Source organism: Amycolatopsis sp. NPDC059021 (assembly GCF_042739895.1).
Lineage (GTDB): Bacteria > Actinomycetota > Actinomycetes > Mycobacteriales > Pseudonocardiaceae > Amycolatopsis.
Map to the genome: position 1 here is coordinate 11222 of NZ_JBHYIQ010000076.1, position 15041 is coordinate 26262.

Below are 15041 nucleotides of genomic sequence, written 5' to 3' on the forward strand. Positions count from 1 at the left end.
GGGGGTGTGAGGGCGCGAGAGACTCTTCGCCGGTGGGGGCGTGTGGGCCGCGCCGCCCCGGCCGCCCCCCCGCGGCCCCCCCCCCCCCCGCGGGGGGGGGGGCGCCCCCCCCCACGCCGGGGGAGCTACGACTTGCCGGTGACCCTGGCCGTGGCGATCGAGGCCGCGGTGATCACCCTGGCCGCGGTCTGCGTCGACGAGTTGGCGTTCAGGTTCGTCAGCGATGCCTTGTTGAGCGCGTAGACGACGAACTCGTAGGTGTTGATCGTCGTGGGCGAGCACGGTCCCTGATAGCCGAAAAGGCTCGCGCTGCCCCGGTAGTAGACCTGCCTGGCTCCCGCGGGGACCGCGGGCTGGTAGGCGTGCTGGACGTTCTGGGGGAGCGAGGCCGTGCTCACCGGGATGTCGTAGATGATCCAGTGGAGGAGGTTGTTGTTGCTGAGATCGCGCATGATGATCGCGTAGCTCTTGGCGGTGCCCGGAGCGCCGGACCAGGCCAGCGGCGGGGACTCGTTCTTCTTGGCGGGGTCGTTGCCGCCGCCGCTGGTGCATTCGTGGACCTTGGGGATCATGCCGCCTTCGGCGAAAGCGCTGCTGGTCAGGGTGAACGCGTTCGGCGAAGCGGCGGCGGGGGAGAGCCCGGCGGCGCACGCGACGAGCAGGACGAACAACACGATTCCGGTGCTTCTCACTGGAGGCTCCCGAGGACGTTCGTGGTTCCTTGGCCGTCCGTGGCGGAGGGCACACGGACGGTGGAACCAGCGTGACATCCCGGGTTCCGGCGGCCAACACCACCGCCCGTCGTGGCCGAGGTATGTACCATCTTGGCCACGCTGAGGACAGCGCCCGGCGTCAGCCCCAGGTCAGGAACCGGTAGTGCAGCCCGGTCGAGGACTCCAGCCATTCCCCGGTGGAGTCCGGCGCGCGGCCGACGTCCGGCGCGTACGTGTCGCCGTCGAAGTGCTCCCGGATCTCGGTGACCACGATCCGGTCCGCGAGCGGCAGCGCCGCCCGGTACACCGCCGCGCCGCCCATCACCCACACGTCCCCGGACACCGCGGCGAGCGCCTCCGCCAGGTCGGGGAAGGTCTCGACGCCTTCCTGCGGCGTACGCGAGAGCACCAGGTTGCGCCTGCCCGGCAGCGGCCGGAAACGCGGCGGCAGCGACTCCCAGGTGCGGCGTCCCATGAGCACGGTCGCGCCCGCGGTCAGCGCGCGGAAGTGCTTGAGGTCCTCCGGCAGATGCCACGGCAGCGCGCCGTCACGGCCGATGACGCCGTTCGACGACTGTGCCCACTCGACCCCGATCACACCGCCACCGGTGCCTTGATGCCGGGGTGCGGGTCGTAGCCCTCGATCGCGATGTGCTCGTAGGTGTAGTCGAACAGGCTCTCCGCCGGCTTCAGGCTCAGCGCCGGGAACGGCCGCGCCTCGCGTCCGAGCTGGGTGCGGACCTGGTCGACGTGGTTGTCGTAGATGTGGCAGTCGCCGCCGGTCCAGACGAAGTCCCCGACGCCGAGGCCGACCTGCCCGGCGATCATGTGCGTCAGCAGCGCGTAGCTCGCGATGTTGAACGGCACGCCGAGGAACAGGTCCGCGCTGCGCTGGTACAGCTGGCAGGAAAGCCTGCCGTCGGCGACGTAGAACTGGAAGAACGCGTGACAGGGCGGCAGCGCCATCCGCGGGATGTCGGCGACGTTCCACGCGGACACGATGATCCGCCGCGAATCGGGGTTCTCGCGCAGCGTGCGCAGCACCTCGGCGATCTGGTCGACGTGCCCGCCGTCCGGGGTCGGCCACGACCGCCACTGCACGCCGTAGACCGGGCCGAGGTCGCCGTCCGGCGCGGCCCACTCGTCCCAGATCGTGACGCCGTTCTCCTGGAGCCACTTGACGTTCGCGTCGCCGCGCAGGAACCACAGCAGCTCGTAGGCGATCGAGCGGAAGTGGACCTTCTTCGTCGTGATCAGCGGGAAGCCCTCGGACAGCCGGTACCGCAGCTGGTGGCCGAAGACCGACCGCGTGCCCGTCCCGGTGCGGTCGGCCTTGCGGGCACCCGTGTCGAGCACGTGGCGGAGCAGATCTTCGTACTGCGTGTCCGGCATGTCCGCGAGCCTAGACGACCGGGCTCCGGCGGGACGCGCGGACGGCGCGGCCGGTGCCGCGCGTCACCCGGCTAGGGGAGGTCCCTGGTCGCGGTGACCATGTGCGTGGTGCCGCTGTCGTACATGTCCTGCTGCAGGTCGTCGAGGTGGAAACCCTTCTCCCGCAACAGTTCCTGCGTTTCCGCGAGCTGGCCGTCGACGTCGTGGACCTCGGCGATGATGTTGCGGATCCCGGGCCAGTCGGCGTCGCCGAGGCTGCGGAAGACGTCCAGCTCGGCGCGTTCCACGTCCACCTTGAGCAGCCCGACCTCCTTCAGCTGGTACTCGGCGAACAGGTGCGCCAGGGTGATGACCTTGACCGGGTACTCGACGGCGCCCGCCTTCGTACGGTCGATGTGGAACTGGCGCTGCCGCTCGTCGCTCACGCCGAAGCTGGTGAGCGCCGCCTCGATGTTGCGGCGGTCGTCCTCGTCGTCGACCCGCAGCGTCGACATGACATCGCTGTTGGGGTAGTAGGTCAGCGTGGTCGTGCCGGGCTGGGTGCCGATCGCGACGTTGACCGCGATCGCCGTCGGCAGGTGGCGCTCGAAGTTCTGGACCAGGCATTCGAAGGTGGGCGGCGCGGGCTCGCAGGCGATGATGCGCAGGTCCGGCACCGCGTCGGTGACCAGCAGCGAGGTCAGCCCGATGTGCCCGCCGACGTCCACCACGGTGTCACTGGGCCGCAGCCGGGCGATGCACCGGGCGTAGAGCCCGTCGGAAAACTCCTGCCACACCCCCGCGGTGTTGAACTTGTTGGTGCAGGACACCACGCGGCCGTCGGGCAGGGCGTATTCCTGGAACTGCGTCGTACCCGGTGAGTTCATGTCGGTTCTTTCCTTAGCCTCAGTGGTTTCAAGACGCCTGTGACGTGGCGAAGCCGGTCGCGAGCCGCTCCAGATCGCCGACGACGTCCTGCAGGGTCCGCGTCGCGTGCACTTCCTGCTGGACCTCGATCGCGTTGCGGCGGAACGACGGGTCGTCGAGCAGCTGCCCGACCTTCGCCCGCAGCTGGTCCGGGGTGAGATCGGCGAGGTCGAGGAGCAGGCCGTAGCCGCGTTTCTCCTGGGCAATCGCGGAAATGCGCTCGCTCCAGGTCGTTCCGGGCACGATGAGCTGGGGGACCCCGTTCACCACGGCGTTCCCGATGGTCGCGCCGCCGCCCTGGTGCACGATCGCCGAACAGCTGGGCAGCAGCTCGTTCATCGGGACGAAGTCGACCGCGCGGACGTTGTCCGGCACCTTCGGCACGGTGGCGAGCTGGGCCGCGTTCAGCGTCGCGATCACCTCGACGTCCAGGTCGGCGAGGCCGTCGAGCAGGGTCGCCACCGAGGCCTCCTCACGTCCGTGGACCTGGCGGTTGGACACGCCGAGCGTCAGGCACACGCGAGGACGCTCCGGTTCTTCGACGACCCACGGGGGAACCGCCATCGGCCGGTTGACCGCGACGAAGCGCACCGGGATGTAGTCGACGTCCAGGTCGTAGCGGATGCACTCGGGCGAAGGGTCGATGGTGGCCATGCCGAGGCGCAGCTGCTCGTCGAACTCGCAGCCCTGGCCTGCCAGCCACTCGGACATCCATTCCTTCAGCGGGTCGTGCCGCTCTTCCGGCGGCTGCCTGCTCAGCAGGTCCGCGTACTGCTTGAACAGCCGGGCGGTCTGGTCCGCGGCGTAGAGCATGCGCACGTGTGCCGCCCCGGTGGCCTTGGCCACGAGCGGGCCCGCGTACATCAGCGGGTCCCAGACGACGAGGTCGGGCTTCCAGTGCCGGGCGAAGCGCACGATCTCGTTGAGCATGGCGTCGGGCGCGGTCCACCGGAATCCCTCGACCCAGGTGTGGTAGACCGAGCGCACGTATTCGTCGGTGTACTTCTCCGGGCGGCTTTCGGACAGCAGGTGCTCCGAGCCCATCGGATGCTCGCCGACCCCTTCGAGATGGCGGTGCCGGACCAGGTCGAGGTCGCCGCCGAACCACATCGCGTCGAGCCCGGTCTCCAGGAACGGTTCCACTTCGGAGGGATTGCGCTGGCCCACGTAGCGCACCTCGTGGCCCGCGGCACGCAAGGCCCAGCCGACCGGAGCCATGCTGTAGATATGGGTTCTGGTCGGGAAGACCATCAACATGACACGCACTGCCGTCTCCAATGGTTGGCGGTGACTTCACCCTAATTCGCCGATCCCCGCTGGAAACCCGAAGAACGCTCGCACGGCGAAGTTAGGGGTCCGGACGGGAATGCGGGCCTGGGGACCCCTAGCGGACGGCCGGGCGGAGGCGGCGATCCTCCGCGCGCCCGCCGCCCCGCGACGCCCCTAAGGGGGCTGGCCCAGCGGCGCCCCGGCGATTAGACATGGACGCGGTGAGAGCCCGTGACGGCCGTGTCGATGAGGTGATGGGAATGGTCAAGGCGCCCAGTGCCCAGGGATGGGTGCCCTTCCGCGACTGCCGGACCTGGTACCGGGTGACCGGCACACCGGGCGCCGGGCGGCCCGCGCTGGTGGTGGCGCACGGTGGTCCCGGCAGCACCCACGACTACCTGCTGAACCTGGCCGAACTCGCCGGCGACGGCTGGCCGGTGGTGCACTACGACCAGCTCGGCAACGGCGGTTCGACCCGGCTGGCCGACCGGCCCACCGACTTCTTCACCCCCGAGCTCTATCTCGACGAGCTGGACAACCTGGTGCGGGGACTGCGGATCTCGGACAACTACGTCCTGCTCGGACACTCGTGGGGCGGCATGCTCGCCGCGCGGCACGCGGCGGCGAGACCGGCCGGGCTGGCCGGGCTGGTGATCGCGGACGCCCCGGCCTCCTACCTGCTCTGGCGGCAGGAGATGGAGGTGCTGCGGGCGGCGCTGCCGCCGGAGGTCGACGCGACGATGCGCCGGCACGAGAACGCGGGCACCACGGATTCGAACGAGTACTTCCGTGCCGCGCGCGTCTTCTACGACCGGCACGTGTGCCGGGTCCAGCCCTGGCCGCGTGACTACGTCGCGTCGCTGATGGAGGTCTCGAACGACTCCACTGTGTACTCGGTGATGAACGGCCCGAACGAGTTCCACGTCGTGGGCACGCTGAAGGACTGGTCGGTGGTCAACTGCCTCGCCGAGATCGCGGTGCCGACGCTGCTGATGTCCGGTCGCCATGACGAGGCCACGCCGGTCACCATGCAGCCGTTCGCCGACCGGATCCCCGACGTCCGCTGGGAGATCTTCGAGGAGTCGAGCCATATGCCGAACCTGGAGGAGCCGGAGCGGTTCCGGGCGGTGCTCGCGGAGTTCCTCGGGCAGCTCGGCGGGCAGCCGGTGCCCGCCGCCTCCGAGCACGCCGAGACGATGAGGAGGTAGTCACCGATGGACGAGGTGAGCCGTACCGCTACGGCCATGGTTTTTCCCGGGATGAGCCCCGCCCGCTTCGCGGACGTCGGCAAGTTCATGCTGATCAACCCGTTCGCCAGGAAGCTCGTCGCGGCCGCGAGCGACCGGCTCGGGTACTCGCTGGTCGACCGGTTCCGCGAGACCCCGGGGGACTATTCCGAGTACGCGCAGGTGGCCTTCATGGTCAACTGCGTCGCCCTCGCCCAGTGGGCGGAGGCAGAACTCGGGGTGACCCCGCAGGTCAGCGCCGGCCCGAGTTTCGGGGAGAAGCCCGCGGCCGTCCACGCCGGTTCTGTGTCCTTTGAGGACGGTGTGTGGCTGACCGCGAAACTGGCTCGCTGCCTGGAGGAGTACTTCGCGACCGAATACCAGGACGTCGTGACGCATTCGTTCGTGCGCACGCCCCGGGAAAAGCTGGACGAGGTACTGGACGAGCTGACCGGGCGCGGCGAGTGGCACGAGATCTCCTGCCACATCGACCACGACTTCTACATGGTTTCCCTGCGGGAGCACAACGTCGAATGGCTGCAGCGCCGGATCCGTGACCTCGGCGGGTTTTCGCTCTACACGATGCGGCCGCCGATGCACGCGAGCCCGTTCGGCGCGCTGCGGCGCAAGGCCGAGGACGAGGTGCTCGGCGCGCTCCCGATGGCCGATCCCCGGCTGCCGATGGTGGCCGATCAGGACGGCACGGTGCTCCGCACGGCGGAGGGGGTGCGCACGATGTTGCTCGACAGTTTCGTCCGGCCGATGCGCTGGATCGACGTCGTGGCGACGCTGAAGGACCTCGGCGTCGGCACGGTCTGTGTCGCGGGCCCGGACAGCCTGTTCGGCAGGGTGGCCTGCACGACCGACAACTTCGAGGTGCTGGCCGTCGATCCCCGGCTCGCGCTGCGGCCCCGGCGGCGGAGCATGGCGCCTGCCGGGGGCGGCGCCTGAACGCCGGTGAACCGGCGCCGCCCCGGCGGCGGCGTCAGTTCGCCGGCTCCAGCACCCCGGAGAGCGTTTTCCACAGAATGCCCGGCGTCTTGAAGGTGTCCAGTGTCAGCGCGTCGTCCTCGAAGCGGACGTCGTAGGTGCGCTCCAATACGGAGAGCAGTTCGACCATCGCGAGCGAGTCGAGCCCGAATTCACGAAGCGGCGTGTCCTCTTCCAGCTTTTCCTCGGCGCCGAGGTAAGGCAGCTGACGGCGCAGCAGGTCTTCGAACTTGGTGTCCCACATGATGACTCCGGAATCGGTCGGTGAGCCGGCAACGAATTTCGCCGGGGGCAGTTCCGGAGTTTACTGCGTGCCCCGGGTTTTCCCCCGTAAAGTGCACCCCTAAATCACGGCGGAGGTCGGTAATGGATGAAGTGACCGGAGAGGGTCTGCACGGCAGGTTCCTCCGCGGGCTGGCGAAGTCCCCGGACGGGGTGGCCGTGCGCGTCGGCCCGGTGTCGATGACCTACGCGCGGGCGCACGAGCTGGCGTCGTGCTGGGCGGGCGCGCTGGTGCGGGCCGACGCGCGGGTGGTCGGGGTGCTGGCCGCCAAGGGCGTCACCGCGTACGCGGGCATCCTGGCCGCGCTCTACGCGGGGGCCGCGGTGGTCCCGTTGCGGCCGGACTTCCCGGCGGCGAGGACCCGGCAGATGCTCGACGCCTCGGGCGCGACCGCGCTGATCGTCGACGAGGCGAATGCCGCGGCCCTGCCGGCCTTGCTGGCCGGGAAGGACGACGTCGCGGTGCTCGCGCCGGAGAGCGAGCCGGGGCCGGGGACGGCGCTGGTCGCCGATCCGCGGTATCGCCTCGACCAGCCGCGCAAGGCGGGCCCGGACGATCCGGCCTACCTGCTGTTCACCTCGGGCTCGACCGGGCGGCCCAAGGGCGTGGTGATCACGCACGGCAACGCCGGGCACTACTTCGGCCTGCTCGACGCGCGCTACGACTTCACCCCGGACGACGTGTTCTCCCAGACCTTCGACCTGAATTTCGACTGCTCGCTGTTCGACCTGTTCTGCGCGTGGGGTGCCGGCGCGACGGCCACGGTGATCCCGGCGCAGTCCTACCGGGAGCTGCCGCGGTATCTCGCCGAGCACGGGGTGACCGTGTGGTTCTCCACCCCGAGCGTGATCGACCTCGTGCGCCGGACCGACGGGCTGGCCGACGGTGTCATGCCGGGCCTGCGCTGGAGCTTCTTCGCGGGGGAGGCACTGAAGTGCCGCGACGCCGACGACTGGCAGCGAGCCGCGCCCGGCTCGATCGTGGAGAACCTCTACGGCCCCACGGAGCTGACCATCACGGTGGCGGCTCACCGCCTCTCGGACGCCTCGGCCGCGCTCGCGGTCAACGGCGTCGTGCCGATCGGCGAGCTGAACGGTGGCCACGACCAGCTGCTGCTCGCCGACGACGGCGGGTTCGCCGACGACGAGGGCGAGCTGTGTGTCACCGGGCCCCAGCTGACTCCCGGCTACCTCGATCCGGCGGACGAACGGGGTCGCTTCCTCGAGCACGACGGACGGCGCTGGTACCGGACCGGGGACCGCGTCCGGCGGATCGGGGACGGCGAGCTGGCGTATCTCGGCAGGCTCGATTCGCAGGTCCAGGTGCAGGGCTGGCGGGTCGAGCTGGCCGAGGTCGAGCAGGCGCTGCGGGCCTGCGGTGCCCACGACGCGGTGACGCTGGGCGTCGCCGGGGACAACGGGACCGAGCTGTTCGCGTTCTACCTCGGCGAGCCGATCCCGACGATGACCCTGGTCCGGCGGCTGCGCGAGCTGCTGCCCGAGGGCACGATCCCGAAGCACTACCGGAACCTGGCCGAGTTCCCGCTGAACAGCAACCGCAAGGTGGACCGGCTCGCGCTGGCGGCCAAGGCGGCGGACCTGCTCGCCGGCCCCTGACCGCACAGCGGTCCTCTGCCCCGGAAACGGGGCCGCACCGAGGGACGCCCCGCCGCACTCTGCGAGCGGGCAGGCAGGAGCCGGGGTTCGTGGTCCGTGGGGGCCTCCTTAAGGGACCCAGAGTCCCTCGAGGAGGCCCCCACGGACCGGCGCACCGGTGCCGACCAGGCGTTCCGGCCGCTGTGCGTCCTTTGTGGAGGGTGGGGCCGCGGCGGGTCCTCGTGGGCGGTCCGGGTGCTGAAGGGCGCTTTCGGTGCGTTGGCCGTGCTGAAGGGGCGCCTTCAGCGCATCTAGTGCGTCGAAGGCGCCCTTCAGCGCGCCCCGGCCGCCGGGTTCGGTGGGCGCGCACGGCGGCGGGCTATGTCCCGAACGCGTCGTTCGGGACGCTCACCGTCGCGAACGGAGCGTTCGCGACAGGGGTTCGGGCCGCCGGGCCCACGTCCGCAACGGAGCGTTCGGGACGCTCAACGTCCGCTACGGAGCGTTCGCGGCATGAGGCCGCGCTCGGGCCTCGCCGGCTCCCCGTCCCGAACGGCGCGTTCGGGACGTTCAGCGTCTCGAACGGAGCGTTCGCGGCATCCGGGGACCCGCACCCGGGACCCGCCGCGAGCAGCCCCTACGACCCGGCGACCAGCACCGGCGGCGTCGCCGCGCCGGAACCCGGAGCGGCGGAGATTAGGGGTGTGGCGGCCCCCGGGTGGCAGGTAGCGTTCCGGGCAACACTGGGGCTCATGGTGAATGCCAGGTGAATGCTTTCAGATGTTCCGCCGGTCGACGATGTCCGGGGAACAGCTGCAATAGATTCCTCGATACGGAATGTGCGCGCACATTTCCGCGTGGTCTGGAGTGCGGCTTTGGACGTGGTGAACGATTCCCGGAACGGAATGCCGGTGCATTCCCTGCTCGACGAGGCGGTCGCCGAAACCCCGGATTCGACGGCGGTGCGTGACAAAACCGGAGTATGGATCTATCGCGAACTCGCCGAATACACGTACGCGGTCGACGCGTGGCTGGAGTCGGAGGGGATCGGCTCGGGTGACCGGGTGGTCACCCAGCTGCCGACCACCCGCGAGCTGGTCGCGCTGTTCCTCGGCGTGTCCCGGCGCGGCGCGACGCTGGTGGCGCTGAACCCGGGGATGAAGCCGTTCCACCTGCGGGCGGTGCTGGCGAGTGCCGGGCCCCGGCTGGTGCTCGCGGACGGTTCCGTGGCGGGCGCGCTGCGTGAGGTCACCGAGGCCCCCGTGCACGAGCTGGCTACGTGCTGGCCCGAGATCGCGAGACTGCGCGAGCTGGGCAAGCGGGCGGCACCGGTGGAGATCCGCCCTGGCGACATCGCCGCGCTGCTCTACACCTCGGGCAGCACGGCCGCCCCGAAGGGGGTCATCTGCCCGCACGCGCAGATGACGTTCGCGTCCCGGGCGCTGCAGGCCGAGCTGGGCTACCGGCCCGACGACGTCGTGTTCTGCCGGTTCCCGATGTCGTGGGACTACGGGCTGTACAAGGTGCTGCTGGCCTGTCTCGGCCGCTCCGAGCTGGTGCTGGCCGACGGCGAGTCGGACCTGCTCCTGCTGCGGCGGATGCGTGAGGTCGGCGCGACGGTGGTGCCGATCGTCCCGTCGCTGGCCACGATGATCGCCACCCTCGCCGCCCGCGAGGGCGAGGCGCCCGCCCCGGTCCGGATGTTCACCAACACCGGCGCCGCGCTGCCGGCGTCCACCATCACCGCGCTGCGCGAGGCGTTCCCCGGCGTCCGCGTGGTCCGCCAGTTCGGCCAGACCGAGTGCAAGCGGATCTCGGTCATGCCGCCGGAGGAGGACCTCGAGCGCCCCGATTCGGTCGGCAGGCCGCTGCCCGGGACGAAGGTGCTGATCCTGGACGACGAGGGCCGCGAGCTGCCGGTCGGCGAGATCGGCGAAATCGTGGTCACCGGCCCGCACGTGATGCCCGGGTACTGGCGCGATCCCGAGCTGTCGGCGCGCAACTTCCGGCGCGACGAGACCGGTGCGCTGCGGCTGCACACCGGTGACTACGGCCGCCTCGACGAGGACGGCTACCTGTACTTCGAGGGCCGCCGCGACGACATGTTCAAGCGCAAGGGGGTGCGGATGAGCACCCTGGAGATCGAGGCGGCCGCGATGGACATCGACGGTGTCCGCGCCGCGGGCGCCGTCCCGCCCGGCGAGACCCGCGATCTGGCGGTGTGCGTGGAAACCGATCTCGAACCGCACGTCGTGCTCCGGGAGCTGGCCAGGCGGCTCGAACCGGCCAAGGTCCCGGCCGTCTGCCATGTGGTGGCGGAATTCCCCCTGACCGCGCACGGGAAGAACGCGTCCGCGGAACTCGTCCGGCTGCTGGAGGGAGCGGGGCTGTGAACTCGCACGAAGAATGGGCGGCGCGCTTCGGCACTCCGCTGTACGTCTACGACCTCGACCGCGTCGCGGTGGCACGGGACGAGCTGTTCTCCATGCTGCCCGAGGGATTCGAGCTGTACTACGCGCTCAAGGCCAACCCCCACCCCGAGGTGGCACGCGCGACGCGCGAAGGCGGCAGCCATGCCTGCCGCGCGGAGATCAGTTCGTCCGGTGAACTCGCCGCGGCCCTGTCCGCGGGCTTCGCCGCCGAGGAGTGCCTCTACACCGGACCCGGCAAGACCGACGGCGAACTGGATCACGCGCTCGGCCTCGGGGTGCGGATGTTCTCCGTGGAGTCGCTCGGCGATCTGCGGCACATCGGCGCGGCCGCGGTGCGGCTCGGCGTCACCGCGCAAGCGTTGCTGCGCATCAACTCCCTGACGGCGAGCGCCACGACCGGCATGCGGATGATGGGCAAGCCCTCGCAGTTCGGCATCGACAGCGAGACGCTGCCCGAGCTGATGCCCGAACTGACGAGCATCGCCGGGACCCGGGTCGTCGGCGCCCACTTCTTCACCATGAGCAACGCCAAGGACGAGGCGAGCCTGATCGGCGAGATGCAGCACGTGATCGCGCTCGCGGCCGAACTGGGGCGGGAAGTCGGTCTCCCGCTGGAGTTCCTGGACATCGGCGGCGGGTTCTCCAGCCCTTACGCGGTGCGGGGCGAGCGAGCGGTCTACGACAAGCTCCGCACCGAGCTGGAGAGCAGCCTCGACGTGCACCTGCCGGGCTGGCGGGACGGCACGACGCGGCTGGCCTGCGAATCCGGCCGCTACCTGGTGGGGGACAGCGGCTCCCTGCTGACGCGCGTGGTGAACGTCAAGCAGAGCCGCGGCGGGAAGTTCGTGATCGTCGACGCCGGGATCAACACGCTCGGCGGGTTGTCCGGCCTCGGCAGGCTGCTGCCCGCGTCGGTGGAGGTGGACGGCGACACCAGTGACGTCGCGAGCCTGGTCGGTCCACTGTGTACACCTGGCGACATCCTGGGCCGCGACATCGACCTGCCGGAGTTGTCCGGTGGGGAGCTGCTCACCGTCCCGAACGCCGGTGCCTACGGCGTCACCGCGAGCCTGCTGACCTTCCTGGGCAGGCCCGCTCCCGCCGAACTGGTGGTGCGCGGCGAGGAGGTCGTGTCGGTGTCCCGGCTCGAACCGCGCCGCGTCTTCGAGTCGAGCGGGGCCGAGCCGAGCGGGGTCGCGGCGGAGTGAGCACGTCCGAGTCCCTCGACGTCCCCGTCCCGCCGTGCGCGCCGCGGTCCGCCGGCGACCGTCCGGTGCTCGTCAGCGGGGTCCGTTCCGACGCGCACACCTGGAACCTGGTCTTCCTCCAGTTGCTGATCGAGGAGCTGGGCCACGAGGTGGTGAACCTCGGCCCGTGCGTCCCGGAGGAAGTGCTGATCTCCGAAACGCTCCAGCTGCGGCCCGCGCTGGTGGTGATCAGCAGCGTCAACGGGCACGGTTACCAGGACGGGCTGCACCTGATCCGGCGGCTGCGCGCGGACGAACGTCTCGTGAACGTGCCCGTGGTGATCGGCGGCAAGCTCGGGATCACCGGCGGGGAAAGCGAAAGCCATCTCGAAGACCTGCTCTCGGCCGGGTTCGACGCCGTGTTCGACGACGGTGCGGAAGGGGTGCTGTCGTTCCGCCGCTTCGTCGGCTCCATCACGGCCGGGGCCGCGTCGTGAGTTTCGGCGAGTTCGTGCGGCGCACGCACCGGGCGGGGTCGCTCGTGGTGCAGCCGCGGATGGGCTTCGGCAGGCCCGAGCAGATGCGGGCCGGGCTCGTCGCGACCAGGAACGCCGACGCCGTCACCGTCGGCACGATCACGTTGGACAGCTACACCCGCGTCGGCGATCTGGAATCGGCGGAAACGGCGCTGCGGGAGGGAATCGGGCTCAACGGGTATCCGATCGTCACCCACCATCCCGAGGTCACCCGGCTGATGCTCGACGGTGTGTCCGATGTGGACTATCCGGTCCAGGTGCGGCACGGATCCGCGCGCCCGCAACGCATCTTCGGCGCGCTGGCGGCGACCGGCCTGCACGCCACCGAGGGCGGCCCGGTGTCCTACTGCCTGCCCTACGGCCGCACCCCGCTGGAAGAGTCCGTGCGCAACTGGGCCGAATGCTGCGAACTGCTGCTGCGGATCCGGGAAACCGGCGTCGAGCCGCATCTGGAGACGTTCGGCGGCTGCATGATGGGCCAGCTCTGCCCGCCGAGCCAGCTGGTCGCGATCAGCGTGCTCGAAGCGTTGTTCTTCTACCGCCACGGCGTCCGGGACATCTCCGTGAGCTACGCGCAGCAGATCAACCTGGCGCAGGACCAGGAAGCGATCCACGCGTTGCGCAGGCTGTGCACGGAGTTGCTGCCCGGCGCGGACTGGCACGTCGTGGTCTACGGCTACATGGGCCTGTACCCGACGACGCCGGAGGGCTCCCTCGCGCTGCTCGCCAGGGCCGCGGAACTGGCGGTGAGCACCGGGTCGGAGCGGCTGATCGTGAAGACGGTCGCGGAGGCCCACCGGATCCCGACCGTCGCCGAGAACATCGAGGCGCTCGAACACGCGGCCCGCGTCGCCCGCGGATCCTCGGTGGCCTCAGGCGTCGACCCTGACGGCGGACAGGTCTACCGCGAGGCCTACGCGTTCGTCGACGCCGTGCTGAACGGGCACGAGGACATCGGGCGGGCGCTGCTGCTGGCTTTCCGTCGCGGGCTGCTCGACGTCCCCTACTGCCTGCACCCCGACAACGCCGGGCGCAGCCGCAGCAACATCGACGCCGAAGGCAGGCTCGGCTGGTCCACGCTCGGCTCGATGCCGCTGGCCGGGGTGGCCGAGGCGGGCCAGGCGCCCGCGGTGACCGCGGCGAGCCTGATGCGCGCGCTGTCCTTCGTGCAGCAGGAGTTCGACGGGCCCGTGCTGGCGGCCGGGTCGCGTGGCGCCGTCGGTGACGACCGAATGACCGTGAAAGGAGAGCTGCGATGACGACCGGCAGGCAAGTCCACGAGTACCCGTTCGAGATGCGGGAGACGGAGGTTTCCCCGCGCTACGCGGAGTTGCAGCGCACCGAGCCGGTGTGCCGGGTCCAGCTGCCGCACGGCGAGCCGTCCTGGCTGGCGACCCGCTACGACGACGTCAAGACGGTGCTGACCGACCCGCGGTTCAGCCGCGCCGTCGCGCAGGGGCTCGACCAGCCGCGGATGCGGCGCGAGCTGGCCGACGACGGCCTGATGGGCATGGACCCGCCCGACCACGCCCGGCTGCGCAGGCTCGCGGGCAAGGCGATCACCGCGCGCAAGGTGGAGAAGATGCGCGCCGACGTCACCGCTATGACCACCGGGCTGATCGACACGATGGTCGAAAAAGGACAGCCCGCCGACCTCGTCGAGGACTTCGCGCGGCCGCTGCCGGTGTCGGTCATCTGCAAGCTGCTCGGCGTCCCGTTCGAGGATCACAAGATCTTCCGCGAGTGGACCGAGGCACTGACGAACGACGCGACCGCGAAGGGCGACGTGCTGCACACCGCGGGCGACGCGCTCGCGGACTACATGGCCGAGCAGATCGCCAAGCGCCGCGTGGAACCCACCGACGACCTGCTGGGCGCGCTCGTGACCGCGCGCGACGCCGGTGACAAGCTGAGCGAGGACGAGCTCATCTCCATCGCCGGGGCCGGGCTGCTCACCGGCGGGGTCGAGACGGTTTCCTCGGCGCTGCCGAGCTTCGTGTATACGCTGCTGACCAATCCGGACGAGCTGGCGCTGCTGCGCAGCAAGCCGGAACTCCTGCCGTCGGCGGTCGAGGAGCTGCTGCGCTACGTGCCGATCAACACCGCGGCGATGTTCGCCCGGTACGCGCTGGAGGACGTCAAGCTGGGGGACACCCTGGTGCGGATGGGCGATCCGGTGCTCACCGCCCTGCACGCGGCCAACCGCGACCCCGAGGTGTTCGAGGACCCGGAGCGCATCGACCTGACGCGCAAGAAGAACCCGCATCTGACGTTCGGCTTCGGGCCACACCACTGCATCGGCGCGCAGCTGGCCCGGCTGGAGCTGCAGGTGGCGCTGGGCGCGCTGCTCGAACGCTTCCCGAACCTGCGGTTCGCGGACGGGCCCGAGGGCGTCGAGTGGAAGTTCGGGGTGATCGTGCGCGGGCCGTCGCTGCTGCCCGTCGCCTGGTGAACACCCCTTTCGTCGGGGACTTCTGGGGCCGGTAGGGGTGCCGCGTGTCCTCCTGCCCGC

The 15041-nt window shown here is 70.4% G+C and carries 14 protein-coding genes; 8 read left to right on the top strand and 6 right to left on the bottom strand.

All coding sequences use genetic code 11. From position 1 onward, the window contains the following. Nucleotides 1–125 precede the first annotated feature (125 nt). The 5 genes from ACFWX1_RS34255 to ACFWX1_RS34275 all read right to left on the bottom strand — a co-directional run bounded on the left by ACFWX1_RS34255 (nt 126) and on the right by ACFWX1_RS34275 (nt 4268). On the bottom strand, nt 126–692 hold the full coding sequence (locus ACFWX1_RS34255; protein WP_378393912.1) for a YbhB/YbcL family Raf kinase inhibitor-like protein: 567 nt from the start codon (nt 690–692) through the stop codon (nt 126–128). 160 nt (nt 693–852) lie between these two features. Next, the gene (locus tag ACFWX1_RS34260; RefSeq protein WP_378393914.1) at nt 853–1311 is read right to left on the bottom strand and encodes a dihydrofolate reductase; all 459 of its coding nucleotides are present in this window, start codon (nt 1309–1311) and stop codon (nt 853–855) included. Further along, nucleotides 1308–2105, bottom strand: a complete 798-nt coding sequence (locus ACFWX1_RS34265) for a thymidylate synthase (protein WP_378393915.1) — start codon at nt 2103–2105, stop codon at nt 1308–1310. The genes ACFWX1_RS34260 and ACFWX1_RS34265 overlap by 4 nt, the downstream gene beginning before the upstream one ends. 71 nt (nt 2106–2176) lie before the next feature. Further along, the gene (locus ACFWX1_RS34270) at nt 2177–2971 is read right to left on the bottom strand and encodes an FkbM family methyltransferase (protein ID WP_378393916.1); all 795 of its coding nucleotides are present in this window, start codon (nt 2969–2971) and stop codon (nt 2177–2179) included. 28 nt (nt 2972–2999) lie between these two features. After that, entirely contained in the window at nt 3000–4268 is a 1269-nt protein-coding gene (locus ACFWX1_RS34275; protein WP_378393933.1) for a nucleotide disphospho-sugar-binding domain-containing protein, read from the bottom strand. A 224-nt stretch (nt 4269–4492) separates the two neighbouring features. Here ACFWX1_RS34275 and ACFWX1_RS34280 point away from each other — a divergent pair, with 224 nt between their 5' ends. Together ACFWX1_RS34280 and ACFWX1_RS34285 are read left to right on the top strand one after the other, a co-directional pair. Next, nucleotides 4493–5488 (top strand): proline iminopeptidase-family hydrolase, encoded by a 996-nt coding sequence (locus tag ACFWX1_RS34280; RefSeq protein ID WP_378393917.1) that lies wholly within the window; start codon nt 4493–4495, stop codon nt 5486–5488. Between the two features lie 6 nt (nt 5489–5494). Next, nucleotides 5495–6457: an ACP S-malonyltransferase gene (locus ACFWX1_RS34285; RefSeq protein ID WP_378393918.1), complete on the top strand. Its 963-nt coding sequence runs from the start codon at nt 5495–5497 to the stop codon at nt 6455–6457. Between the two features lie 34 nt (nt 6458–6491). On the opposite strand, the gene ACFWX1_RS34290 is transcribed toward ACFWX1_RS34285, so the two are convergent. After that, nucleotides 6492–6740, bottom strand: coding sequence for an acyl carrier protein (locus tag ACFWX1_RS34290; protein WP_378393919.1), 249 nt, complete (start codon nt 6738–6740; stop codon nt 6492–6494). 122 nt (nt 6741–6862) lie between these two features. Between ACFWX1_RS34290 and ACFWX1_RS34295 the strand changes: the two genes are divergently transcribed. From ACFWX1_RS34295 to ACFWX1_RS34320, 6 genes are all read left to right on the top strand, one after another. Then, the gene (locus ACFWX1_RS34295; RefSeq protein WP_378393920.1) at nt 6863–8395 is read left to right on the top strand and encodes an AMP-binding protein; all 1533 of its coding nucleotides are present in this window, start codon (nt 6863–6865) and stop codon (nt 8393–8395) included. Between the two features lie 884 nt (nt 8396–9279). Continuing rightward, complete coding sequence (locus tag ACFWX1_RS34300; RefSeq protein WP_378393921.1) at nt 9280–10767, top strand: AMP-binding protein; 1488 nt, start codon at nt 9280–9282, stop codon at nt 10765–10767. Beyond that, the gene (locus ACFWX1_RS34305; protein WP_378393922.1) at nt 10764–12014 is read left to right on the top strand and encodes a type III PLP-dependent enzyme; all 1251 of its coding nucleotides are present in this window, start codon (nt 10764–10766) and stop codon (nt 12012–12014) included. Before ACFWX1_RS34300 ends, ACFWX1_RS34305 begins: the two co-directional genes overlap by 4 nt. After that, complete coding sequence (locus ACFWX1_RS34310; protein ID WP_378393923.1) at nt 12011–12490, top strand: cobalamin B12-binding domain-containing protein; 480 nt, start codon at nt 12011–12013, stop codon at nt 12488–12490. Before ACFWX1_RS34305 ends, ACFWX1_RS34310 begins: the two co-directional genes overlap by 4 nt. Further along, complete coding sequence (locus ACFWX1_RS34315; RefSeq protein ID WP_378393925.1) at nt 12487–13788, top strand: methylaspartate mutase; 1302 nt, start codon at nt 12487–12489, stop codon at nt 13786–13788. The genes ACFWX1_RS34310 and ACFWX1_RS34315 overlap by 4 nt, the downstream gene beginning before the upstream one ends. Continuing rightward, nucleotides 13785–14981 (top strand): cytochrome P450, encoded by a 1197-nt coding sequence (locus ACFWX1_RS34320; protein ID WP_378393926.1) that lies wholly within the window; start codon nt 13785–13787, stop codon nt 14979–14981. Before ACFWX1_RS34315 ends, ACFWX1_RS34320 begins: the two co-directional genes overlap by 4 nt. The last annotated feature ends 60 nt before the right edge of the window (nt 14982–15041 follow it).

Excerpts from the sequence above, each read along its gene's own strand:
- ACFWX1_RS34300 (WP_378393921.1), top strand. The coding sequence starts at position 9,280 with ATGCCGGTGCATTCCCTGCTCGACGAGGCGGTCGCCGAAACCCCGGAT.
- ACFWX1_RS34285 (WP_378393918.1), top strand. The coding sequence starts at position 5,495 with ATGGACGAGGTGAGCCGTACCGCTACGGCCATGGTTTTTCCCGGGATG.
- ACFWX1_RS34275 (WP_378393933.1), bottom strand. The coding sequence starts at position 4,268 with ATGTTGATGGTCTTCCCGACCAGAACCCATATCTACAGCATGGCTCCG.
- ACFWX1_RS34280 (WP_378393917.1), top strand. The coding sequence starts at position 4,493 with ATGGACGCGGTGAGAGCCCGTGACGGCCGTGTCGATGAGGTGATGGGA.
- ACFWX1_RS34270 (WP_378393916.1), bottom strand. The coding sequence starts at position 2,971 with ATGAACTCACCGGGTACGACGCAGTTCCAGGAATACGCCCTGCCCGAC.
- ACFWX1_RS34320 (WP_378393926.1), top strand. The coding sequence starts at position 13,785 with ATGACGACCGGCAGGCAAGTCCACGAGTACCCGTTCGAGATGCGGGAG.
- ACFWX1_RS34295 (WP_378393920.1), top strand. The coding sequence starts at position 6,863 with ATGGATGAAGTGACCGGAGAGGGTCTGCACGGCAGGTTCCTCCGCGGG.
- ACFWX1_RS34265 (WP_378393915.1), bottom strand. The coding sequence starts at position 2,105 with ATGCCGGACACGCAGTACGAAGATCTGCTCCGCCACGTGCTCGACACG.
- ACFWX1_RS34290 (WP_378393919.1), bottom strand. The coding sequence starts at position 6,740 with ATGTGGGACACCAAGTTCGAAGACCTGCTGCGCCGTCAGCTGCCTTAC.